This window comes from Parcubacteria group bacterium CG10_big_fil_rev_8_21_14_0_10_36_14, assembly GCA_002772895.1.
In the GTDB taxonomy this organism is placed as follows: Bacteria; Patescibacteriota; Patescibacteriia.
This window is the reverse complement of the sequence record PFCS01000001.1, coordinates 1-21641: the sequence shown is the minus strand read 5'-3', so window position 1 is coordinate 21641 and position 21641 is coordinate 1. Positions and strand designations below refer to the sequence as shown.

Below are 21641 nucleotides of genomic sequence, written 5' to 3'. Positions count from 1 at the left end.
TCGGGCGTCTCGATACGAGACGCTTTCTCCAAAGTCAAAAAAAAGGAGACTCCGCATGCAGGCTACGCATCATAAGGTCATCGTTTTGGCGTTGTGTTCACTTTTCTTTTGTGGCTGTGTGAGCACTGCGCAAAAGGCAAACGTGGAGATATCAATCGTACCGTTTGGTATAGCGAGGAACGTTGACGTTGTAGTTCATGGTACATGGACAGACAGCGATCCTTGGCAGTGCGTCAAGGACAACCTTTCTCAACGTTTCAAGGAGTCTGATGTTCCGACTCCGGAGATTTTCCGTGTTTTTTTGAGGAGTATTTACAGACAGAAAACCGTTGCCGAGATTTCGTTAACTTGGCAAATAATAAAAATAAACAAAGCAAAGAGAGCGGAAATGCTTCTAGGAAACATTCAGCAAATTGACTGCCAATAAACCGCAAAACAAAGACAAGGAGAAATGCAATGAAATATAACCAAGGATGGAACGAGAATAGACGTCGTCGAACGAGAAATGAGTTTTTGGAGGATATGAAGTTTGCTACCAAGTTGCTCGTTCTCGCACACCTGTGGTTTCTGGTCGCATTGGGTATCTTCGGATGCGCCGGCGCGAACAACGGATCCCGACTGGCAAGCGAGCTTCCGCTCATTGTTAGCCCGGCTTCCGAGATCGGAATGCCAGCGTCGCTTTCGCTCAATATTCACGTGATGCAGATGGGGCTTGATTGTAAGTCTCAAGTGCGTGTGATGCGTGAGGCGACAGAGGATATCCTCGCAAGCGAGTCCTTGCCGAAGCCGAGAACCTTTCGGCTGGAGCCCTTGTCAGGCTCATCTCTCTGCGGGCTATCCCAGTCCGTCGTCGAGCCTATCGGCAATCCGCAGTTCGGCGCGAGACAAAGCGCCAAGGCCCACCTGACAGTTTACTGGAGCTCTATCACCTATCCCGAGCTTCGCCGTGCGCAAACCGTTTTGGAACGGATGCGTGCAAAGTAACAAATCTCACCAAACAACCCGTTGATTAATTTCAACGGGTTTTCTTTTTTTATTTTTATGTTATTGTATAGATAATAACTAGATAACTAAAATTTTTAAAATAAATAATTGCATAATCATTTGTATTTATACAATAATTGTTTTTCGTTCCTTATTATTGTTGATATAATAATTAATTGCAAAATAATATGAAGATAAGAATTTGTATTCTTTCGCTTGCGCTTTGTTTTTTAGCTTTACCGGTTTTGGCGCAAGAAGTTACAACAACATCCGAAGATGCATTGCCTGATGCGGGCTGGACACCGGAGCATCCATTATATTTTTTAGAACAGTTAGTAGAAAATTTGGATATTTGGTTTTCATTTCAGGCAGATGTAAGAGCAGAAAAGGTATTAAAATATGCAGATGAAAAATTAGCAGAACTAAAATTATTAGCGGAAACAAAACAAACTCGCACAGAAGAGCGAAGTCAGCAATTAATAGAAAAGGCTCTTGGGATACAAGATAAATATCAAAAACGGATTGAACTTGAGATTGCAAAAGCGGAAAAAACAGGTATAGACATTAGTGCACTAAGAGCAAAAATAACAGAAGGGTTCTTACGACACGGAGAGGTTCTTACAAAAGTTTTTAGTCAGGTACCGGAAAATGCAAAGGAAGCAATTGGAAAAGTTATCGATAGTTCAAATGTAAAGTATCAAGTGCAATTGCAAAAATTTGATGAACCGCAAAAAAAAGCATTGGAAGACAAACTTGAACAAAGGGTGCGTGTAATGGAAGATCTTCAATTGCAACAACAAAATAAAGGAGAAGATGATAAAATTCAAGTACAGCAAAGAGTTAACCAGCAAGAAAAAGTAGGAAACACTAATGATGCGGAAACCACCGATGATACAGAAATTACTGATGATACAGAAACCACCGATAGCTTTGGAAACAGTGGGACAAAAGGTTCGGACAGCGCACAAAACGGAAATGGTCAAAGCCAAAAGAAATAGTAAAAAAACAAAAAATGCGTCTAGATAGGCGTGTTTTTTGTTTTTCGCAGTTTTTATTGACACGGCTACAGGGAGGGAATAAAATAAGAATAAACCATAAGGCATTTTTTATTTTTTATGACAAATAATAAGCAAGCTGAAAAGATAATTTTATTTATTTTGGAAGGGCTCATATATTTATCATTTTTAACTCCTTTCATATTTATAAATGGGAGCATTTCCCCTTTTGTTGTAGGAAAAATTTTGTTTGATAGTAATAAATTAAAAGTAGAGGACTTGAGCAGTGGGAACTCTATTTTTAATGTTTGGTTAAAAGAGCCGGAATTTTCTAATAAAAAAGGAGAAATTAATTTTATTGGAGGACATGGAGGTGGATGGCAAGGTGAAGGCGAACTTTTTAAAATTATATTTAGTGCGACTAACGAAGGGGAGGCGGAATTAAGTTTTGGTGATGATTTGGCATTATATTTAAATGATGGATTAGGAACTGAGCTGAATCCATGGCAACAGCCTGCAAAATTTATGATACAAGGTCGTCCACAGGATGTTTTACCAAAAGATGAATGGAGCGAAATATTGGGTAACGATAGTATCCCGCCGGAAGAATTTACTATCGAGATAGGATAAAGTCCGAGCATTTTTAGTAACCAGTATTTTATAACCTTTTCCACCACAGATACTAGCTCAGGTATTGATTATTATGAAGTTAAAGAAGGAGAGGGCTCGGCAGTCCGTGCAAAGTCGCCTTTTTTGTTGAAGGATCAAAATTTAAGTAGTATAATAAAAGTAGTGGCTGTGGATAAAGTAGGAAATAGGCGAGAAGCAGAACTGGCGGCAAGAAATTTACCACAAGAAAAACAAGCAATTCAATTTAGATATATAGTTATCTTGTCTTGCGTAGTAATATTATTTATTTTATTTTTCTTTTTATCTAGGATATTTATAAAATGGAGGAACAGAAAATAAAAAAAATTAGTATATTTTTTAAAAACCAACTAGGGCTTAAAATAAGTGCTACCTTACTTTTTGTATTTTTTATTTTTATTCCTAAGGTTGCAAACGCAGCGTCTATTTATTTTCAGCCTTCCACAGGAAGCTATACAATAAATAATATATTTACCGTTAATGCATATATTGATACAAAGGGAGAGGCTATAAATAATGCAGAAGGAATAATAAACTTTCCTACAGAGTATTTAAGTGTGGTCTCTTTAAACCAATCAGGATCGGCCTTCTCTTTATGGGTCCAGCCTCCATCCTTTTCAAATAATAACGGAACGATAAGTTTTAATGGTGGGTTACCGACACCTGGATACAATGGTTCCAGCGGAAAACTTTTCGGCATTGTTTTTAAAGCGGAAAAAGCAGGCGTTGCTTCTTTGGTTTTTTCTTCGGCAGCAGTTCGGGCTAATGATGGTCTAGGAACAGATATATTAAAAACTCGCGGTGAGGCCTCTTTCAATTTAATAGCTCCTACTGAAAAAAAAGTACCCCCCCTCTCTCCCTTCTACGGGAATTATGGGTGTTCCTGCCGCACCCAAAGTTTCATCCGCAACGCACCCCGATTCACTCAAATGGTATTCAAATAACAGCCCTACGTTCAGCTGGAGGATAACGAGCGACGTCACGGGGATAAATGTTTTAGCGGATAGAAATCCTCTAACCAATCCAGGAACTATCTCAGACGGACTAAGAACATTCTGGACATTTAGGGATGTTGATGAGGGAATTTGGTATTTTCATATTCGTTTAAGGAATTCTGCCGGTTGGAGCGGAATTACTCATTTTGGATTTAATATAGATACAGAAGAACCAGAAAGATTTACCGCTGTCTTTAAATCAACAGAGATAACAGACATAAAACCAATTATAAAATTAGAAGCATTTGATAAAACATCAGGTATAGATCATTACGAAATAAACATTGATGGTGCTGACGCTATTATTTGGCAAGATGATGGAACCGGAGAATATCAAATGCCAATACTAGATTCTGGAGAGCATTCTATCAATATAAGAGCGGTAGATAAGGCGGGAAACTTTAAAGAAGTTACCTTAACACGACAAGTAGAAGGACTGGAACTTCCTGTATTAACAAAGTATCCAGAAACATTATCTTTGGGAGATAAGCTTAAGGTGGATGGTACAACTAAATATCCTAGCATTCAGGTTATAATTTGGGTTCAGAGAGATGGGGAAACGGCAACAGAAGAGAAGGTAAGGGCAGACAAAGATGGAAGCTTCGCCTATATTTCACCTGAGGGTGTAAAGTCGGGGCCTTACAGCGTATGGGCAGAAGTAGAGAATGATAAGGGAGCAAAGAGTGGTCCAAGTAATAAGATTACTATTACCGTATCTCGTGGCTTAATAGGACTTATCGGCGCTACAATATTGAAATATCTATGGTTTATATTGATTTTACTGATACTCTTAGGAATCAATTTATATTTCTTGATTTATTACATTCTCTTTATGAGAAAGAGAAAAGAGAAAAAGAGATGGCGGGAGAAGGTTGCACCTTATATCAGAGTAAGCCAATTAAAAGAATTAACCTTAGAGTTAAATATGCATCTTAAGGCATTGGAAGCAATGCGACAAAAGCGTCGGTTAACACTCAGAGAAAGTAGGCTATTAGTGCACTATCTCAAGTTCTTAAAAGAAATAAAAAAATATATCGGAACCGACAAAGAAGATAAAAAAGATAAAAAAGAATAATACGCAGAGAATAGGAATGGTTCAAAAAAATAATAAAAAATATCCGCATTTTGTGGATATTTTTTATTATTTGATATAATCTAAAGCTAAGACAATATTTTTTTGATTTCTTGTATTATTTTATATATAATAGATTTATATGATAAATAAAATCATTAAACAACTGAAGAAAGATAGCTATAAAATATTTGGTCCACAAATACAAGACGAAGAGGTGTGTGTTTTAGAGTTTGATGTGGCTCCAGAAATAGAATTATTGAAAAAAGTTTCTCATAGGCCGTATAAATATTTTTTAATGCCAATTCGTGAAATATTGTATAAATATAAAAATGGCAAGCCAAAAGAAGAGCCTAATAAGCCAGATAAAAGAGCGCTGTTTGGAATGAGCATTTTCGATATTAAGGCGTTGGAACTATATGATAGGGTATTTGAAAATGATATTTATTATCAAAATAATCGAAAAAAATTATTGATTATTGGATACTCTGCGACCTCAATAAAAAATTATAAGTCATCTTTTTTTACAATTGATGAAAAGATTTTAGAAAATACCATCTTTGATATTTTTATTGAAGATAGAAAATTTTATGTGCAAAGTGATAAGGGCGAAGAAATTTTGAAAAAATGCGGATTAAAATATAAAAAAATAAACTATACTCCACGCAAAGAGGATAAAAAAGTTTTAGAAATCAAGAAAGCAATTGAAAAGTCACAAGATAGCAAATTATGGGAGGAGCTTGGAGAAATTTGTCTTGCTTGCGGAAAGTGCACGGTTGCTTGTCCAACCTGTTTTTGTTTTGATATTGAATCGGTTTTAGGTCCGGATAAAAAAATAGAACGTTGTTCGGGTAATTGTTTTTATGACGATTTTACGCGGATTGCCGGCGGACATAAATTTTTGAATAGTCCGGCAGAAAAAATAAAATTTTGGTATTATCATAAGTTTGTTCGTATCCCGCATGAATATGGGCTTCCCGGTTGCGTTGACTGTGGCAGGTGCACTATAGTTTGTCCGGTGGGTATTAATATAACTGAAAATATCAAACGAATACTAAAAGAATCCAAAAAATAAAATAGTAGTTAAGAATTTATGGATAATATTTATTTACCAAAACTCGCTCGCATTGTTGATTCTTATGAAGAAGCCGATGGTTCGGTCATTTTAACTTTACGAATGAAGGACAGCTCAAAATTTAGTTTTCGTGCCGGACAATTTGCGATGCTTGGTTTTCCCGGATGGGGAGAGGCCCCTTTTGATATTTGTTCTTCACCGCTAAATGATAAAGAGTTTCAATTTTGTATCCGCCGTGTCGGAAATTTATCCAAAAAATTAGGTTCGCTTAAAAAGGGTGATGAGCTTCTTGTACGTGGACCACTTGGAAACGGATTTAAAACATTAGAAGATTTAGAGCCAAAGAATATTTTATTTTTAGGAGGAGGGTGTGGTTTTGTAACCGTTCGGCCGATTATAAAATATATAATTGAAAAAGGTTTATATAAAGATAGAAAAGTTCAACTTCTTTATGGCGCTCGTGCGGAAGAAAGCATTCTTTTTAAAGAAGAACAAAAAGAATGGAAAAAATATGTTGATGTACAGGTTGCGTTAGAGAATCCCCCAAAAGGATCGGGGAAATATCATAAAGGTATGATTACGGATTTATTTAATGAAATTGAACTCGTTTCGCCGACGTCGGTTATAATGTGTGGTCCGCCGATAATGTATAGATTTTGTATCCAGGCATTAGGTGATAAATGCTTACCAAGAGCAACTTATCTATTAATGGAGCGTAGAATGCATTGTGGAGTGGGTGTTTGTCAGCACTGCGCAATCGGTCCATATTATGTCTGTAAAGACGGCCCGGTTTTTACATTAGAAATGCTGAATAAGGCAGGAGTAAAATTATAATATGTGTTTAACAATACCCGCGCAGATTATACAATTAACAGGCAATTACGCAAAAGTTAAAGATAAAAATTTTAATATTAAAATTTCTTTAATTCCCGATATATGTATCGGTGATTGGGTTCTGCTTCATGCCGATCTTGCAATAAAAAAAATAACCAAAGAAGAAGCAGAAGAAATAAATAATTTATATGCTCAATATGAAAAATAAAGGTATCTATTTGGCATTAGCCACGGCTATAATAAGTGGTTTTGCGGTATTTTTTAACAAGTTTGCTAGCGCAAAATTTGGCGATCCATACATTTTTACTGCTGTAAAAAACATTCCAGTTGCAATTTTATTTTTAGCAATAATTTTTATGCCGAGATTTTTAAAACAATTAAAGAAAATGGATGTAAAACAATGGTTTTACCTATTATTAATAGGGCTTATTGGGGGCGCTATTCCATTTTTAATGTTTTTTAAAGGGTTAATGATGGTTTCATCTGGTAATGCGGCTCTAATTCATAAAACATTGTTTATCTGGGTGGGCATTTTGGCGGCGATATTTTTAAAAGAAAAGTTTTCTCGTTATCAGCTTTTGGCTTTGCCTATTTTATTTTTAGGAAGTTTTATGTTGACCGGATTTAACGGATGGCGCTTTGGAATAGGTGATTTATTTGTCTTTGGCGCAACTTTATTTTGGGCAGTAGAATTTATATTGGCAAAAAAAGTTTTACGCCATTTAAGCTCGGAGATTGTCGCTTGGGGAAGAATGTTTTTTGGCGCGGTATTTTTAATAATATTTTTATTTTTTACAGGCAGGGGCGGATTTATTTCTGCTATTAATTATAATAATATCGGTTGGCTTGTTTTGAGTTCGGCATTGTTATTTGGTTATGTATTTACGTGGTACAAAGCCTTAAAATTTGCGCCAGCTTCAGTTGTGAGTGTTGCCCTGGTTCCGGCTTTTGCGGTTACTACCTTATTAAACAGTATTTTTATAACCGGAGCTTTCACATTAAATCAATTAGCGATTTCATTTCTATCCGTAGGAGGAATATTGATGTTTCTAAAGTTTAGATTTAAAGAAAATTATGAGCTTGCAATTGAATCAACAAAGTAGTGTTTTGTACTGCGCAAAATATGCATACCGTCCAAATCGGCTCGGATATTGTGGTCCGGATCAAAACAAGGAATTATTTCAATATATAAAAGCAGAGGAAACAGATGCTGGGCTTATAGAAAATCTAGAAAAATTTGAGACGTTACATCCATACCTCCGACATATTGCTCATACGAATAAAGAAAAAAATTTGTTTAATGAAAAAGTCGTGCGTGCTTATTGGGTTGGGAATAATTTTTTAGAAAATTCTGGAGGTGCGAGATTGTTTTATCACTTAATTGATGATTTAAAGATAAAAAAGAAATTGACGAAGAAGTCCATTGAGGAATTGGGCGAAAAAATTCCAGTCGGGGCAAATGCGCATCATTCTTTTCATGTTTTTAATATATGGAAGAGAACGGGGCACACGGAAAATCTACATACATTATATACGATGGACGAATGTAGAATAGGCTGGGGTAAAACAGAAAGTCTAGAGGGAAACATAATAAATGTTTTATATCGTCCGCTTATTTTCAAAAATGGTCAATTGGTTTTTGGAGAAATCATTTCAAAAAAGATATTTTATGAGTTTGGAAAAGTAAATATTGGTGATTGGATATCATTTCATTGGAGTTCATTTTGTGAGGTGTTGAGCGAAGAAGACGTAGCTCAGTTAAAATATTGGACAAATATAAACTTAAGACTGGCTAATTATGGAAGATAAAAAAATTAAAATCGGGATATTTTCTCTAACTTCTTGTGAGGGGTGCGAAAATGTAATCTCAACAAAACCAAGGGAACTCCTTAAGGCGATAGAAGGGGTAGAACTTGTTGAATACAAATTTTTGGAAGACGAGCCAATGCGTTGGGAGCCGTTTGATGTGGCGTTTGTTGAGGGTTCTACAATAACAGGCAAAAATTTGGAAGTAGCTAAAAAAGCAAGGCAGTATGCCAAAATTTTTGTGACCCTTGGCAATTGCGCGCAATTTGGTGGAATTCATAAGATGAAGAATTATCGTGGAAAAGAAAAGTTGGCGGCAGAAATATATAAATATCCCAAAACAATAGAGAATAACGAGGTAATGGATATGGAAGATATTGTTAAGGTTGATTATAATATCCCGACCTGTCCGATAAATCCAAAAGAATTTTTACGGATTGCGTATGATTTGATAAGCGGGAGAAAACCAATTATAGCACAAAGGACGGTTTGTTATGAATGCCAGAGACGTGGATATGAATGTATATTAATGAAAGGCGAGCCGTGTATGGGTCCGATTACGCTTGGTGGGTGTGGTGCAATTTGTTTAAAGTCAAAAATGCCTTGCGAAGCTTGCCGTGGTCCTTATGAGGGGGCTAATTTTGATAGTCATTTTAAATTGATAGATAAAATGGCAGGTAAAAAAAGAAGAGAAGAAATTTTGGAGATATTTGGAGTAAAGGATAAGATTGAAAAAATTATGAAAGAAAAAAAACAAAAAACGAAATAATTATTTATGAAAATAAAAATAAATCACATAGATAAGATAGAAGGGCATATGGGTTTTGAAGCTTCGCTTTTTAATGGAAATATAAAAGAGGCATTTGTCGATGTTCTAGAAGGTGCGCGACTAATAGAGGGGATATTACGTGGAAGGCCGTATCAGGACATTCCAGTTATCAATTGTCGGGTTTGTGGAGTTTGCCCCGTGGTACACAATATGTCTTCTATTAAGGCGTTGGAAAATGCCTTGGGAGTTAAGGTTGATAAGGTTGTTATTTTATTTAGAAAACTTTTGATGTTGGGCGAGATAATACAATCTCATGTTGTCCATATCGCTCTTTTGTCGGGTCCGGATTTTTTGGGAGAAACCAATGACTTAAAATTGATAAAAAAATATCCGAAAGAAACTGAATTAGCTTTTTCTTTGCGTGATTTTTCCATAAAAATTATGGAAATAGTCGGTGGTAGAGCGATTCATCCCATTTCAACCGAAGTCGGAGGATTTAAAGTTTTACCGAATAAAAGTAAGATTGAAGAAATTTTAAAAGATTGTGATAAAAATTTGAAATCAGCATTAAACTTTTATTCTTTTTTGGCAGGTAAAGTAAAATTACCGGAATTAGAAACAGAACTTCGTCCTGTTTCTAACAGCTCAAAAGAAGAATATAATTTTTATGGCGATGATGAGAGGATTATTTCCGGCCAAGGACTGGATATGAGCTTGGAAAAATTTTATGGGACAATAAAAGAATTACAAAAACCGAAGAGCGTAGTAAAAGAGACAGAACTTTATAATCGTCATTATTTTGTTGGTGCTCTGGCAAGGATGTTGAATCAGCACGAGTTATTAAATCCAGAAGCGAAAAAATTATTTAAAAAATTACCTCAAGATAAAATTAAAAGCAATCAATTTTATAATTTAATTGTTCAGTGGATAGAGGTTGTGCATGCAATAGAAGAAATAAAAAATATTTGTGAAAAATTACTATCCCTTAATATTCCGCGTTCTTCGAGACAGAAGATTGAATTGCGGGAAGGAGAGGGGATTGGTTCTGTTGAGGCACCGCGCGGAACGCTTATTCATTACTATAAAATTGGGAAAGATGGCAGAATCATTGATTCTAATACAATCACACCGACAGCGCAATTTCTAAATGATTTAGAGCACTCCCTAAAAATATATTTATTACAAATAAAGGATTTACCGGATGCCGAGCGTGCTTTGAAGATAAAATCATTAGTTCGCGCTTATGATCCGTGCATTAGTTGCGCAACACACTAATCCAATCATAATTTTTTAATATTTATGCACGACCTACATTTGGCAGACAAAATAATAAAACAGATTTTGGAGTTTGGCAGGCAAAATAATCTACAAAAAATAAAAAGCGCTTATATAAAAATAGGTGATATTTTTGAACACGGTGAAACAATTAGCCCGGAAAATTTACAATTTAATTTAATAATACTTTCAAAAGCTACTTTAGCGGAAGGCGCGAAATATGAAGTTGAAAAAATGGATAATCTCGGCGAGTATGAGATTGTAGAGATAGAAGGGTAGAGGGGGAATAAAAAAGATTTGACAGATAAATAAAAATATAGTATTATCTAAACAAGGAAATAGATCCTTTTTATTTTTTAAAAGTAATCCCTATCAATTTAGTAGGGATTACCAAAAGAAAGATAGGTTTATAGGATAAAAAAATTATGAAAGAAATTTTAAAAATATCTTCAAAGACGCACCATGCAGTTATGATGGTTTCTTTTTTGGCGGGATACAAAGCCAAATCTGCCACTCCAACAACATTGATCAGTAAATATCTGAAATTGTCTCAGAGATATCTGGAGCAAGTTGCGAAACAGCTGAAAAAAGCAGGAATTATAGAGTCATACCGTGGTTCTGCCGGAGGCTATCGTCTAAAAAAGAAAAATGTTAGTATGCTTGATATTATAGAGGCAATAGAGGGACCGATAAAAATTTTGCATTGTGTAGGCGGGGCATGCAACATAAGACACAAATGTCCGTCAAAAGATATATGGCCAAAAATGCAAAAAGAAATAACAAAAAGTTTGTCAAAAATTAAAATAGTATGAAAAATATTTATTTGGATAATGCCGCAACAACAAAAGTTCGGGATGATGTATTAACGGAAATACTTCCTTTTTTTAATGATAAGTTTGGCAATCCTTCTAGTTTTCATGGTTCCGGAAAAGTCGCTAAAGATTCGATAGAAAGCGCTCGAGAGAAGATTGCTAAAATTTTGAATTGCAGAATCGGAGAAATTATTTTTACAGGAGGAGGAACAGAAAGTGATAACTTGGCTATTTTGGGCACAGCGCGAGCGAATAAAGGAAAAGGTGGACATATCATTACCCTAAAGATTGAGCACCCTGCCGTTCTTGAGGCATGCAAAGAATTAGAAAAAGAAGGATTTGAAATAACTTATTTACCGGTAGGAAAAGATGGAATTATAAAATTAGATGAATTAAAAAAGGCTTTGCGAAAAGATACGATTTTAGTTTCTATAATGTATGCGAATAATGAAATTGGAACAATACAGCCCATAAAAGAGATTGCGAAAATAATTAGAGATAATACTAAAAAGAAAGAAACAAGTTTCCCTTATTTTCACACAGATGCCTGTCAGGCGGCAGGAGCGTTGGATTTGGATATACAAAAATTAGGAGTTGATATGCTAACTTTGAATGGAAGTAAAATATATGGGCCGAAAGGAGTTGGCACGCTTTTTGTAAAAAAAAGTATTAAATTACAGCCTTTAATTTTTGGTGGAGGCCAAGAAAGCGGATTACGTGGAGGGACAGAAAGCGTCCCGTCAATCGTTGGATTAGCAAAAGCATTAGAATTGGCGCAGGCGGAAAAAGAAAAAGAGAGCGTCCGTCTCATAAAACTTCGCGATTATTTTATAAAAGAACTTTTAGGTCAAATAAGAGGAGCGGAATTAAATGGTGATATAAAATTTCGTTTACCAAATAATATAAATATATCTATTCCTCGTGTTGAAGGTGAAGCAATGGTTTTATATTTAGATAGTAAGGGTATCTATTGCTCAACCGGTTCTGCTTGTAGTTCAAGCTCGCTAAAGCCCTCCCATGTTCTTTTGGCGATTGGTCGGTCACATGAAATGGCGCATAATAGTTTGCGTTTTACACTTGGTAGAGATACCAAAAAATCTGATCTGGATTATGTAATAGCAGTTTTGCCGGAAATTGTTAAAAAGTTAACAGAAATTTCTTCATTATAATATGACTACAAAAAATAAAAATGGTGATGTTGGGGGATGGTTCTACTCAAAAATAGTGAAAAAGCACTTTTTTGATCCGATAAAGTTTATGAAAGAAAGTGAAGAAAAAAAATTTAAAGCTGATGGCGTTGGACAAGTTGGTTCTTCAGCCTGTGGAGATGTAATGAAATTTTGGATAAAGGTTGACAAGACCGGCAAGAAAATTATAGATTGTAGATGGAGAACTTATGGTTGCGGAAGCGCGATTGCATCTACGTCAGCTTTAGCGGAGATGATAACAAAAAATGGTGGAATGAATATAAAAAAAGCTCAAAAGATAAAGCCTCAGGATATATTAAAATATCTAGGAGGTCTGCCAGCGATAAAAGTTCATTGTTCAGTTTTGGGAGATCAGGCTCTTCATAAAGCAATAGAAGATTATTTTAAAAAAATTAATAAGTAATTTTATGAAAATTAAAATAGACAAAGACCTTTGTATTGGTTGTGGAACGTGCGCAGCGTTGTGTGACGAAGTTTTTAAGCTCAACGATGAGTTTAAGGCAGAGTTAAAAGCTGGCGCAAATTTGGATACGCCCTGTCTTAAAGAGGCTATAGAAGCTTGCCCGGTTGAGGCAATAAAAATAGAAGAATAAGAATTTGACAGAAGCTGAAATTTTTTGTAAGATATCATTATAAGAGGTGAGATTTTTATTGGTAACATAGAGCAACAGAAATGGAAAAGTAATTTTTTATTTCCAAGCCAAGGAACCAATAATATATCCGTTATGGATATTTTAAAAGAACTAAAAAGCAAAAAATATAATTCTGTATTTGAATCAATTAAGCTTTTACTGGCTCAGTTTGAATCGTCCTTGTCTTATGAGATAAAATTTCCATCTTCTTACAAAAATATAAAAAATGTATGTTTGTGTGGTATGGGCGGAAGCGCTCTTTCCGCGCATATAATAAAGGCGCTTAACGAAGTAAAGGTGCCTTTTTGTTTTTATAATGATTATGAGCCACCAAAATTTGTTAGTAAGGACACCTTATTTATAGCGTCTTCTTATTCGGGGAATACAGAAGAGGTGTTTACCGGTATAGAAGAAGCAGTACGTAGAAAGGCAAAAGTTTGCGTGATTACATCCGGAGGCAAATTGGAAAAAAAATATAAAAATTTATATCCTACGATTATTTTTGACATTAAGTTAAATCCATCAAATCAACCAAGGTATGGTTTGGGATATGCGCTCGGCGCGCTTTTTAATATTTTTATTAAATTGGGTTTAATGGATTATAGGGTTAATTTGTTAAAAGATATTAGTTCCAATCTTCAGGCACCATCTATAAAAGAAGCGGAGTCAATGGCCAGAGAGCTATTTGAAAAGGCGCCGATTATAGTAGCTGCAGAATTTTTAGAAGGAAATGCTCATATTTTCGTAAATCAGATAAACGAAACAGCTAAGGTATTTTCTGAATATCATAGCATACCGGAGCTCAATCATCATTTAATGGAAGGGTTGAAACGTCCGGACTTAACCTCCAAATATCTAAAATTTTTATTTTTAGATTCGGTGTTTTATGGGTCAAAAAATAGAAGACGTTTTGGGATCACAAAAGAGGTTGTCAAAAAGAATAAAATAGATTATACTGAATATAAGGTAAGCGGAAAAACACAGATTGAACAGGTTCTAAATTTTCTGTTTTTCGGTAGTTTAGTGAGCTTGGTGTTAGCGATATTTTACAAAGAAAGCCCGACTGATATTCCATGGGTTAATTATTTTAAGAGTAAGTTATGATGTTGTACTTTGCGATATGTTAACGGCTGCTTTAGCGGTTTCCGTAGCCATGCTTGGCGGAAATCGCTAAAAGGAAAAGCGCGAAATATAACTCAATGATAAAGCCCCGTTTTACGGGGCTTTTTGTGTCTTTTTGGTAAAGTTCTAGCCCTTTATGGATAAAACATAAAATGATAATTTTCTATCATTTGGTATGGTATACTATAAATAGACATTCATATATGAAAAGACTTCCTGAATATATAAAATATATAGCAGTTACGGCATTTGGTTTTGTATTTTTTGGTTTTTTGCAGGGGCACTCTGGGTTCATTGATCCAGACTCTTTTTATCATACCAAAATTACCGAAATGATGCTGAGCCATGGCATAGTCAGACATTTTTATTGGCTTCAGTTTACTGTGCTTAACGATATTTATATTGATCATCATTTTTTATATCATATTTTTCTTTTGCCTTTTATAAAGCTTATTCCACCTTTAATTGGTATCAAAGTAGCGACAGTATTTATAAACACTTGGTTTATATTATTGTTCTATGCTTTTTTAAAAAGCCAGAGGATTCCGGCAACATTTTTATTTGTTCTCTTATTGTTATCGGGAGCGCCATTCATTTTTAGGATAGACTTAGTTAAAGCATCAGGTTTTTCTCTAATTTTTGTAATTTTATTATTATTTGCTATTTATAAAGCTTCTCCGTATTCTTTTTCTAAGGGGAGAGGAAGGTGGGGGATGTATATTTTGACTGGAGCTATAAGTTTTTTTTATGTTTGGGCATATGGAGGGTGGCCGATAAGCATATTTTTAGCCGGTGTTTATTTTGTGGCATCATTAATTAGTAATAGTATTTTAGTAACTCATGTCGCCAATTCACCGTTATATCGTCGTATCGTTGTATTCTTGAAAAGAAGTGAGTGGAAGCCATTATTGGCAACGACACTTGGTTCATTGATGGGGCTAATTATAAATCCTTATTTTCCACATAATATAAATTTTTATTGGATTCAAACAGTCCAGATTGCCCTTGTTAATTATAAATCAAAAATTGGAGTCGGTGCGGAATGGTATGGATTTTCTGCGGCAGAACTTATGGCATATAGTGGGGGAATCCTTTTATTTGGACTTTTTGGAATGCTTCTTTTTTTTGGCCGTCTGGCAAAGAAAAAATATTTAAAACCAGATTATGTGATGATAAGAGATATTTTTTTCTTTTTTATTTCGGCGGGATTATTTTTTGTTATTACTTTAAAGGCGCGACGCAATACTGAATACGCTTTTCCTTTTATGGTACTATCCGTAGCAGTTTTCATAAAATATTTTTGGGATAGTACAATTTATCAATGGATTAAGAATAGCATATTAAGAGTTTTGAGGTTTAGATTTTTTTATAAAATATTTATAGGTTATCTTATTTTTATGTTTGTAATGGCATTTGGAATAAATTTTTGGAAAGTAAAGGTAGGTTCGGCGGATAATTTTGCTTTTGATAAATATAGCGAAGCAATGCAAATCGCCAAAGGCGCGAGTGAGGAAGATGATATTATTTTTCATAGCGATTGGGATGATTGGCTAATGCTTTTTTATCATAATGATTATAATAGGTATATAGTCGGGTTGGGCACTACTTTTATGTATAAATATAATAAAGATTTATATCAAAAATGGCGGGATATAACGTGGGGCGATTTTTCTGGTGATCCATATAATATTATAAAAAATAATTTTAAGGCAAAAATTATTTTTATTGCTGAAGGAGATATAGATAATATGGACAAGTATTTTGTAAATAATGAAAAATATAAGTTATTATATGAGGGGGAGGGAAAGGTTTATAAAATAATTAATAATTACTAATTGTGAGAAATTTAATTAAATCTATTACTAAGGGAGAGTGGATGTTTTGGGTTTGGGTAGTAGTCGGCCTGATTTTGGTTACCTCTTTATCTCGCCTTGCTGTTCCTATCTTTATGCCGGAGGATGGAGTTTGGCGGGGAAATGTTATATATTCTTTTATTGATCGTTATGTTTATATTTCTTATATAGAACAGGCGCGTGAAGGAAATATGTTTTTTCAAGATCTTTACACCGCGAAAGAAGAATCCGTGCCCATGTTTAATGTTTTTTGGCTTGGGATGGGTCTTCTTGCAAAGGCCTCGCATCTTAGCGCCAACGCTATAATGGAAATAGCCAGAGTTTTTTTAATACCGGGATTATTTTTTGTCACATATCTTTTGATATCATTTTTTATAAAGAACGTTTGGCAGAGAAAGCTCGCTTTTTTATTTTCTGCTTTTGCCGGCGGATTAGGAGCTTTATTTTTTCCGATTATAGCTCTTTTTTATTCTGAAAAAGCGGCTGCTTACCAATTACCGATTGATTTCGATACACCGGAAGCATTTTTATTTCCCACGAGCTATTATTCCCCCCATTTTATTTTTTCTACAACCCTTTTATTACTTATAATTTTATTATCATTACTGGCCATAGAAAAAAAGAATTTATATTATGCTTTTCCTGCCGGTATTGCTGGGCTTGTTCTTTCAAACTTTCATCCTTTTAGTTTTATAATTGCGAGTTATCTTTTTATCTGTTATTTTATTTTTTTACTTTGGAAAAATCGCGAGGAGGCGTGGTTTTTATTTAAATACGGATGTCTTATTTTTATTTTTGTTTTGCCATCAATTATTTATCATCTTTCAATGTTTTTTACGCCATGGTGGCAAAATCAAACTTGGGGAAGCACCACTTATGTACCGAATATTTTTTCTATTCTTTCCGGATATGGGCTTTTAGTTCCTCTCGCCATATGGTCTTTATGGCTCGTATATAAAAATAAAATCAAAATTAAAAATATTTATTTTTTGCTCATATGGTTTTTTGGACAAATTATGTTGATTTTTTTGCCGGTTAGCGTTCAGCGAAGATTTTTAGAAGGATATTCTTTTGTTTTGATAATATTGGCTTCGTATTCCTTAACTTTATTTTTAGAAAAAAAGAAATGGATTATTAAGGGGAAGGTATTCGCAGCAACGGCATTTATTATTTGTTTTGGGTTGTCATACATTTTAGTATTGGCGCTTGATTTAAACAACGTTATCTTACAGGGGAATGTAGTCTATCTTAAAAAAGAAGAAGTAAAAGCAATAAAAGAGTTGAAGAATATTATGAGCAAAGACGATCTTATTATTTCTGATATTTATAATTCTGGTATAATCCCCGGGATTGCTGTGCGCAGAGTATTTGTGGGTCATGGGATAGAAACGATAGACTTTGTTAATAAATATTTTATTTTGGAACGGTTTATGCTCTCGCTGGATGATGCGGAAAAAAAGCTTATATTGAAAAATAATGGTATAAAATATCTTTTTTATGATAGTATATGGGAGAAGGACTGGGCTTGGAATCCGGACGAAGCTTCTTTTTTAGAGAAGATATATGAAAATTCCAGTTATAAGATATATAAAATAAACTTTTAATTGTCAATGAAAATTATTATTGTCGTACCGTGCTTTAATGAAGATACGGTGCTTGAAAAAAATATTAAAGATATCCTACAGGCGATTACAAATTTTTCGTATGATTTTAAAATTGTTATTAGTGATAATAATAGTAAGGATAAAACAGCGGAAATAGGGAATATGTTAGCGGAAAAATTTGAAGTAATAGATTATATTTTTGTCCCAGAGCAAGGTAAGGGGGTAGCGGTGATGGATGCATGGAAACGATATGATGCGGATATTTATGGTTTTATGGATGCTGACTTGGCAACGGATTTAGGTGCATTGGATCTTGTGCTGAAAGAAATGAATAATTATGACATTATAATTGGCTCTCGTAGAATTAATGGCGCAAAAGTGAAGCGGGAATTTTATAGAAAAATAACTAGCAGAGCCCTTAATTTTTTAATTAGATTATTTTTACATAGTAAAATAAAAGATACTGCTTGTGGATTTAAGTTTTTTCATAAGCGAGTAATACGGGAGATTTTACCAAAAGTGCGGGATCGGCATTGGACGTTTGATACGGAATTATTGATTTTATCAGAGCGGGTTGGATTTAAAATAAAAGAAATACCAGTTAAATGGGAAGAAAAAAAAGCACGTGTTTCACGGGTTGTTCCTCTCCCTACAATAGTCGGATATTTAAAGAAAATTTTTGAACTTAGGAAGTGATATTGACAAAACCGATAAAATCTGTTATGCTCTTGTAAAAAGGAGATCGAGATGAGAAAATTTCTTACCGCGCTTTGTCGATCGTTTACTTGGCTTTACCATCGTAGAAATCCTTTTTTTATCTTGCTACTGTTCTTTCTTTTTTCGGACAGCCTTATGAATACGTGCTTAATAGAGCAGAAGGTTGAATATATAAGTCAAAAACTAAAGAATATGCCAAAGCCGGAAACGAGAGGGGTTGTAAAAGAAGTAGTAAGAGAGGTCAAAGTCCCACAAGAATGTGATTGTCCGAAGACTGAGAACCTTCAGCCCACCACTCCTCGGAAGTTTGTAGCTTCAACTACATCTGAAGGTAAGCCTTCTTTGAGAGAAAAATTGGATAAGCTGGTGAATAAGTGGGAAGAAGATGATAAGGCGGACAAATAATGTAATTTTTGCATATCCCACCAGAAACGGTGGGATTATTTTTGGCTAAAATTAGATAAATAGTCAGAAGAGGGTATTGACAAAAGTATTAAAATATGTTATAGTTATCTAAACTGAAATAAAAACATGCAAATTTAGTTTTTTTGGCTAAATTTGCACAAGAAAGCCCAATGGGCAGGAGGAAACGATGAAGAAGGCTCTTTTCACAATTTGTTCAGTAGTTCCCGGGGGATTTCTTTTTCTCGGTATCGTGGTGCTGTTTGTGGGATGTTCTCACTATCAGTACCAGACAACCGGCACGCAGAAGTTCCGGATCGAGGGCAGAACCGCGTCTCCGGAGTCAGTCGCCATCGCCTTGGCAGAAGCTGAAGGGATTCGAGCTGATGCCACTGCCACGCGCATCTGCGCACAAAATCCGCAAAAGTGCCAAGCAATGGTGCTTGCACGGACCGCCAGCTACTATGGCAACGGTTTTTTGGATACGCCCTATGGCTATACCTGGGCGGGAATTCAGGCCGTGCAGAATGCTGGAAGGCAGGAGAACGTTGGGAAAGATGAAAAAACTCCTGGCAAGGAGATAGAGGAACGAATGAAGGCACTGGAGAAGCAGAGCAACAAGTCACAACTTCGGATGAAGGAACTAATCAAAATCGTTCGCGAACAGTAAAGGAGATACCAATGAAGATTCATTTCGTGTTTTTGACCGCACTGATCGCAATCGTTCTCGCACTCGTCGTTTGCACTGGCGGATGCGCAACACCAATGCCACAGTATGGAGAGTCCCTCATGGACGCTCACAATCGTGGTCTTGCCTTCAGAGGTAGCCTGCCCCACTACGCGCGTTATCAGGCGCCAACTCCGCCCGCCAACGCCGGCTTTCTCCATCGTCCGCCAGTCGGATGGGAGAAGAGCAACCCTCGTTCACTTCGGATCGTAAACGAATCAGAGACCATGGGTGCCAGGTGCTGGTTGGACGGTAGAGCTATTCTGCCAGTCAGTTATGGTGCCGTGGCTCGTGCCCCGGTCGTAACAAAGGCTGGTGTTGTATTGGTTCCGATGACACCCCCCTATGCCAGCAGTTCTCATATCGTTGATATGGGGGAGCATCTCCTAAAGTGCCAGCTCTACGTTGGTCCACTTCCTTTTCAACTCGCATATGAGATGCAACTCACTATCCGAACGGACTGGGGTGGAAAGGAAATCCATCTTCGGCCCGACCTTTCACCGATGCATCCGATAAATCGGATGGCCGAGAACTAGCTCTTTTACTCCGCCAAAGGCGGAGCCCACCAAATCAAAAGAGTTCGCAAACGCGAACTCTTTTTCTTTTTATGTAATTTTTTAGAGTATCTAATTTACAGTTGCCTTAACTAAAGCGCTAACAACAAAATTACTAATTGCGTAAGCCGCTAAAAGAATTACTAAGCCTATAATAGCATCTACTATTAAATCTTTTGCTTTTTTTACTTTTTCGGAACTGCCGAATGAGCTCATCCATGTATAACCGGCATAAACAATTAAAATAACAAAAAAAACGCCTAAAATTCCTAGAAATATGTTTATAATCGTTCCAATTAGTTTTGGTAGTCCACCGGTTTCAGCCTCAGATTTAAATCCCGCGCCCGTTCCAACAGATTGAAGATTGCTATTTATTTGGCTTCCAATGCCAGTTGTTTGGGCAGAAACCAAAAGAGGGGAGGTGATGAAAGAAAATAAAGTAACCATTAAGATAAGTGAAAGAAAATACTTCATATTTTACTATTTAATTTTTTTATATGTTATTTAGTTGAAGTTAGACTTTGTCCAACTAACGCGCCAATAACAAAATTTGTAATTGCATAAGCAGCCAAGACAATTACAAGACCGATTACGGCATCTACTATTAAGTCTTTTGCTTTTTTTACTTTGTCAGCACTGCCAAATGAGCTCATCCATGTATAACCGGCATATAACATCAAAATTAAAAATAGAACTCCTAAAAATCCTAAAAAGTATCCGATGACAGAGCCAATAATTTCTGGCAAAGAAGATTGTTTAGTGTTTAATCCTGCGGCGCCAGCTGTTTCTTCCAATCCATATTGCGCGAAAGCGGGGAGAGCGTATAGAAAGGCGAAAATATTGGTCAGAGAAAGTTTTTTCCATTTTTTCATATTTGTGATATTAAAGATAAGTGTATTACGCAACACTGTGTCCTTGCGGGACAGAATTTTATTTCTTACATACATAGTACTTGATACATTCTTGCAAAGAGAGAGACGCTTCACCTTTGACGCTGAGCAAAACTTGTTTCGCCCAAAGCCGAGGAGAAGCGCTTGCTCTCTTTATAAAAAAACCTTCGAAGGATTTTTGTGTTTTTACGCTGTTGCGGTTAACAATGATGTTACAACGAACTGCGCGACTGCGTAAGCTGACAATATAATTGCCAAACCGATTACGCCTCCGAAGATCAAACTCTTTGCCTTGGATATTTTTTCTTCGCTACCGGCAGCAGTCATCCATAGGAAACCACCTGCCAATATAAGAACGACAACCACCATACCCAATAGTCCCATTGCTACGTTAATAATACTCGCGATTGTCGCGGTTAACGCTTTTGTTCCCAATTGTGTTTGGGATCCAAATTCGTCAAGACCCAAGTTTGACTTTGGCTGTGACTGTGCCAAAGCGACAGCAGGCATCATCACTAAAGCAAATACTGCTATTCCTAATAATACTTTTTTCATTTTTATCACCCCCTTTCGTATGAGAGATTAAAGATTTAAGATTAAAGATTAAAGTTGCCTTTAGTCTTTAAGATATACCTTTAAATTCCCGAAGTCCAGGTGCAGGGTTGAT

The 21641-nt window shown here is 35.7% G+C and carries 29 protein-coding genes; 25 read left to right on the top strand and 4 right to left on the bottom strand.

Translation table 11 applies throughout. The features are described from left to right. Window positions 1–55: 55 nt before the first annotated feature. The 5 genes from COU51_00145 to COU51_00125 all read left to right on the top strand — a co-directional run bounded on the left by COU51_00145 (window position 56) and on the right by COU51_00125 (window position 2948). Window positions 56–427, top strand: a complete 372-nt coding sequence (locus COU51_00145; protein ID PIR67159.1) for a hypothetical protein — start codon at window positions 56–58, stop codon at window positions 425–427. A 29-nt stretch (window positions 428–456) separates the two neighbouring features. Next, complete coding sequence (locus COU51_00140; protein ID PIR67158.1) at window positions 457–984, top strand: hypothetical protein; 528 nt, start codon at window positions 457–459, stop codon at window positions 982–984. 188 nt (window positions 985–1172) lie between these two features. Next, a complete protein-coding gene (locus COU51_00135) occupies window positions 1173–1982 on the top strand; it encodes a hypothetical protein (protein PIR67157.1) in 810 nt (269 codons plus the stop codon). Window positions 1983–2099: 117 nt separating this feature from the next. Next, a complete protein-coding gene (locus tag COU51_00130; protein PIR67156.1) occupies window positions 2100–2609 on the top strand; it encodes a hypothetical protein in 510 nt (169 codons plus the stop codon). A 126-nt stretch (window positions 2610–2735) separates the two neighbouring features. Beyond that, window positions 2736–2948, top strand: coding sequence for a hypothetical protein (locus tag COU51_00125; GenBank protein PIR67155.1), 213 nt, complete (start codon window positions 2736–2738; stop codon window positions 2946–2948). A 130-nt stretch (window positions 2949–3078) separates the two neighbouring features. On the opposite strand, the gene COU51_00120 is transcribed toward COU51_00125, so the two are convergent. Next, window positions 3079–3444: a hypothetical protein gene (locus COU51_00120; protein PIR67154.1), complete on the bottom strand. Its 366-nt coding sequence runs from the start codon at window positions 3442–3444 to the stop codon at window positions 3079–3081. A gap of 56 nt (window positions 3445–3500) precedes the next feature. On the opposite strand from COU51_00120, the gene COU51_00115 reads away from it, so the two are divergent. From COU51_00115 to COU51_00020, 20 genes are all read left to right on the top strand, one after another. Continuing rightward, window positions 3501–4697, top strand: a complete 1197-nt coding sequence (locus COU51_00115) for a hypothetical protein (protein ID PIR67153.1) — start codon at window positions 3501–3503, stop codon at window positions 4695–4697. 139 nt (window positions 4698–4836) lie between these two features. Then, a complete protein-coding gene (locus tag COU51_00110) occupies window positions 4837–5769 on the top strand; it encodes a hypothetical protein (protein PIR67152.1) in 933 nt (310 codons plus the stop codon). A gap of 18 nt (window positions 5770–5787) precedes the next feature. Then, a complete protein-coding gene (locus tag COU51_00105) occupies window positions 5788–6603 on the top strand; it encodes a cytochrome-c3 hydrogenase subunit gamma (protein ID PIR67151.1) in 816 nt (271 codons plus the stop codon). 1 nt (window position 6604) lies between these two features. Further along, a complete protein-coding gene (gene hypC / locus COU51_00100; protein ID PIR67150.1) occupies window positions 6605–6811 on the top strand; it encodes a HypC/HybG/HupF family hydrogenase formation chaperone in 207 nt (68 codons plus the stop codon). After that, entirely contained in the window at window positions 6792–7706 is a 915-nt protein-coding gene (locus COU51_00095) for a hypothetical protein (GenBank protein PIR67149.1), read from the top strand. The genes hypC and COU51_00095 overlap by 20 nt, the downstream gene beginning before the upstream one ends. After that, window positions 7678–8412, top strand: coding sequence for a hypothetical protein (locus COU51_00090; GenBank protein PIR67148.1), 735 nt, complete (start codon window positions 7678–7680; stop codon window positions 8410–8412). Before COU51_00095 ends, COU51_00090 begins: the two co-directional genes overlap by 29 nt. After that, window positions 8402–9178 (top strand): hypothetical protein, encoded by a 777-nt coding sequence (locus COU51_00085; protein ID PIR67147.1) that lies wholly within the window; start codon window positions 8402–8404, stop codon window positions 9176–9178. Before COU51_00090 ends, COU51_00085 begins: the two co-directional genes overlap by 11 nt. A 6-nt stretch (window positions 9179–9184) precedes the next feature. Further along, window positions 9185–10453, top strand: a complete 1269-nt coding sequence (locus tag COU51_00080) for a hypothetical protein (GenBank protein PIR67146.1) — start codon at window positions 9185–9187, stop codon at window positions 10451–10453. 24 nt (window positions 10454–10477) lie between these two features. Next, window positions 10478–10732, top strand: coding sequence for a hypothetical protein (locus tag COU51_00075; protein ID PIR67145.1), 255 nt, complete (start codon window positions 10478–10480; stop codon window positions 10730–10732). Window positions 10733–10878: 146 nt separating this feature from the next. Further along, window positions 10879–11265 carry a hypothetical protein gene (locus COU51_00070; GenBank protein PIR67144.1) on the top strand — a complete coding sequence of 129 codons (387 nt, stop codon included), beginning with the start codon at window positions 10879–10881 and terminating at the stop codon, window positions 11263–11265. Further along, window positions 11262–12434: a cysteine desulfurase NifS gene (locus tag COU51_00065; protein PIR67143.1), complete on the top strand. Its 1173-nt coding sequence runs from the start codon at window positions 11262–11264 to the stop codon at window positions 12432–12434. The genes COU51_00070 and COU51_00065 overlap by 4 nt, the downstream gene beginning before the upstream one ends. A 1-nt stretch (window position 12435) precedes the next feature. Next, complete coding sequence (locus COU51_00060) at window positions 12436–12876, top strand: hypothetical protein (protein PIR67142.1); 441 nt, start codon at window positions 12436–12438, stop codon at window positions 12874–12876. Between the two features lie 4 nt (window positions 12877–12880). After that, window positions 12881–13066 (top strand): ferredoxin, encoded by a 186-nt coding sequence (locus COU51_00055; GenBank protein ID PIR67141.1) that lies wholly within the window; start codon window positions 12881–12883, stop codon window positions 13064–13066. A 132-nt stretch (window positions 13067–13198) separates the two neighbouring features. After that, window positions 13199–14209 carry a hypothetical protein gene (locus COU51_00050; GenBank protein ID PIR67140.1) on the top strand — a complete coding sequence of 337 codons (1011 nt, stop codon included), beginning with the start codon at window positions 13199–13201 and terminating at the stop codon, window positions 14207–14209. Between the two features lie 221 nt (window positions 14210–14430). Further along, window positions 14431–16062 carry a hypothetical protein gene (locus COU51_00045; protein ID PIR67139.1) on the top strand — a complete coding sequence of 544 codons (1632 nt, stop codon included), beginning with the start codon at window positions 14431–14433 and terminating at the stop codon, window positions 16060–16062. Between the two features lie 41 nt (window positions 16063–16103). Then, complete coding sequence (locus COU51_00040; GenBank protein PIR67138.1) at window positions 16104–17684, top strand: hypothetical protein; 1581 nt, start codon at window positions 16104–16106, stop codon at window positions 17682–17684. 6 nt (window positions 17685–17690) lie between these two features. Beyond that, window positions 17691–18380 carry a glycosyl transferase gene (locus COU51_00035; GenBank protein ID PIR67137.1) on the top strand — a complete coding sequence of 230 codons (690 nt, stop codon included), beginning with the start codon at window positions 17691–17693 and terminating at the stop codon, window positions 18378–18380. Window positions 18381–18536: 156 nt separating this feature from the next. Then, on the top strand, window positions 18537–18806 hold the full coding sequence (locus COU51_00030; GenBank protein PIR67136.1) for a hypothetical protein: 270 nt from the start codon (window positions 18537–18539) through the stop codon (window positions 18804–18806). 187 nt (window positions 18807–18993) lie between these two features. Then, window positions 18994–19473: a hypothetical protein gene (locus COU51_00025; protein ID PIR67135.1), complete on the top strand. Its 480-nt coding sequence runs from the start codon at window positions 18994–18996 to the stop codon at window positions 19471–19473. Between the two features lie 11 nt (window positions 19474–19484). After that, window positions 19485–20066, top strand: coding sequence for a hypothetical protein (locus COU51_00020; GenBank protein PIR67134.1), 582 nt, complete (start codon window positions 19485–19487; stop codon window positions 20064–20066). A gap of 90 nt (window positions 20067–20156) precedes the next feature. On the opposite strand, the gene COU51_00015 is transcribed toward COU51_00020, so the two are convergent. The 3 genes from COU51_00015 to COU51_00005 all read right to left on the bottom strand — a co-directional run bounded on the left by COU51_00015 (window position 20157) and on the right by COU51_00005 (window position 21529). Then, on the bottom strand, window positions 20157–20558 hold the full coding sequence (locus COU51_00015) for a hypothetical protein (GenBank protein PIR67133.1): 402 nt from the start codon (window positions 20556–20558) through the stop codon (window positions 20157–20159). Between the two features lie 26 nt (window positions 20559–20584). Then, the gene (locus COU51_00010) at window positions 20585–21031 is read right to left on the bottom strand and encodes a hypothetical protein (GenBank protein PIR67132.1); all 447 of its coding nucleotides are present in this window, start codon (window positions 21029–21031) and stop codon (window positions 20585–20587) included. Between the two features lie 129 nt (window positions 21032–21160). Further along, window positions 21161–21529 (bottom strand): hypothetical protein, encoded by a 369-nt coding sequence (locus COU51_00005; protein PIR67131.1) that lies wholly within the window; start codon window positions 21527–21529, stop codon window positions 21161–21163. Between the last annotated feature and the right edge of the window lie 112 nt (window positions 21530–21641).

What these genes read in the sequence shown, in the direction of transcription:
- COU51_00015 (PIR67133.1), bottom strand. Translation starts at nt 20,558, where the DNA reads ATGAAGTATTTTCTTTCACTTATCTTAATGGTTACTTTATTTTCTTTC.
- COU51_00095 (PIR67149.1), top strand. Translation starts at nt 6,792, where the DNA reads ATGCTCAATATGAAAAATAAAGGTATCTATTTGGCATTAGCCACGGCT.
- COU51_00025 (PIR67135.1), top strand. Translation starts at nt 18,994, where the DNA reads ATGAAGAAGGCTCTTTTCACAATTTGTTCAGTAGTTCCCGGGGGATTT.
- COU51_00040 (PIR67138.1), top strand. Translation starts at nt 16,104, where the DNA reads ATGTTTTGGGTTTGGGTAGTAGTCGGCCTGATTTTGGTTACCTCTTTA.
- COU51_00115 (PIR67153.1), top strand. Translation starts at nt 3,501, where the DNA reads ATGGGTGTTCCTGCCGCACCCAAAGTTTCATCCGCAACGCACCCCGAT.
- COU51_00070 (PIR67144.1), top strand. Translation starts at nt 10,879, where the DNA reads ATGAAAGAAATTTTAAAAATATCTTCAAAGACGCACCATGCAGTTATG.
- COU51_00055 (PIR67141.1), top strand. Translation starts at nt 12,881, where the DNA reads ATGAAAATTAAAATAGACAAAGACCTTTGTATTGGTTGTGGAACGTGC.
- COU51_00105 (PIR67151.1), top strand. Translation starts at nt 5,788, where the DNA reads ATGGATAATATTTATTTACCAAAACTCGCTCGCATTGTTGATTCTTAT.
- COU51_00130 (PIR67156.1), top strand. Translation starts at nt 2,100, where the DNA reads ATGACAAATAATAAGCAAGCTGAAAAGATAATTTTATTTATTTTGGAA.
- COU51_00005 (PIR67131.1), bottom strand. Translation starts at nt 21,529, where the DNA reads ATGAAAAAAGTATTATTAGGAATAGCAGTATTTGCTTTAGTGATGATG.
- hypC (PIR67150.1), top strand. Translation starts at nt 6,605, where the DNA reads ATGTGTTTAACAATACCCGCGCAGATTATACAATTAACAGGCAATTAC.
- COU51_00035 (PIR67137.1), top strand. Translation starts at nt 17,691, where the DNA reads ATGAAAATTATTATTGTCGTACCGTGCTTTAATGAAGATACGGTGCTT.
- COU51_00085 (PIR67147.1), top strand. Translation starts at nt 8,402, where the DNA reads ATGGAAGATAAAAAAATTAAAATCGGGATATTTTCTCTAACTTCTTGT.
- COU51_00065 (PIR67143.1), top strand. Translation starts at nt 11,262, where the DNA reads ATGAAAAATATTTATTTGGATAATGCCGCAACAACAAAAGTTCGGGAT.
- COU51_00060 (PIR67142.1), top strand. Translation starts at nt 12,436, where the DNA reads ATGACTACAAAAAATAAAAATGGTGATGTTGGGGGATGGTTCTACTCA.
- COU51_00020 (PIR67134.1), top strand. Translation starts at nt 19,485, where the DNA reads ATGAAGATTCATTTCGTGTTTTTGACCGCACTGATCGCAATCGTTCTC.
- COU51_00135 (PIR67157.1), top strand. Translation starts at nt 1,173, where the DNA reads ATGAAGATAAGAATTTGTATTCTTTCGCTTGCGCTTTGTTTTTTAGCT.
- COU51_00010 (PIR67132.1), bottom strand. Translation starts at nt 21,031, where the DNA reads ATGTATGTAAGAAATAAAATTCTGTCCCGCAAGGACACAGTGTTGCGT.
- COU51_00050 (PIR67140.1), top strand. Translation starts at nt 13,199, where the DNA reads ATGGATATTTTAAAAGAACTAAAAAGCAAAAAATATAATTCTGTATTT.
- COU51_00140 (PIR67158.1), top strand. Translation starts at nt 457, where the DNA reads ATGAAATATAACCAAGGATGGAACGAGAATAGACGTCGTCGAACGAGA.
- COU51_00110 (PIR67152.1), top strand. Translation starts at nt 4,837, where the DNA reads ATGATAAATAAAATCATTAAACAACTGAAGAAAGATAGCTATAAAATA.
- COU51_00075 (PIR67145.1), top strand. Translation starts at nt 10,478, where the DNA reads ATGCACGACCTACATTTGGCAGACAAAATAATAAAACAGATTTTGGAG.
- COU51_00090 (PIR67148.1), top strand. Translation starts at nt 7,678, where the DNA reads ATGAGCTTGCAATTGAATCAACAAAGTAGTGTTTTGTACTGCGCAAAA.
- COU51_00045 (PIR67139.1), top strand. Translation starts at nt 14,431, where the DNA reads ATGAAAAGACTTCCTGAATATATAAAATATATAGCAGTTACGGCATTT.
- COU51_00145 (PIR67159.1), top strand. Translation starts at nt 56, where the DNA reads ATGCAGGCTACGCATCATAAGGTCATCGTTTTGGCGTTGTGTTCACTT.
- COU51_00030 (PIR67136.1), top strand. Translation starts at nt 18,537, where the DNA reads ATGAATACGTGCTTAATAGAGCAGAAGGTTGAATATATAAGTCAAAAA.
- COU51_00080 (PIR67146.1), top strand. Translation starts at nt 9,185, where the DNA reads ATGAAAATAAAAATAAATCACATAGATAAGATAGAAGGGCATATGGGT.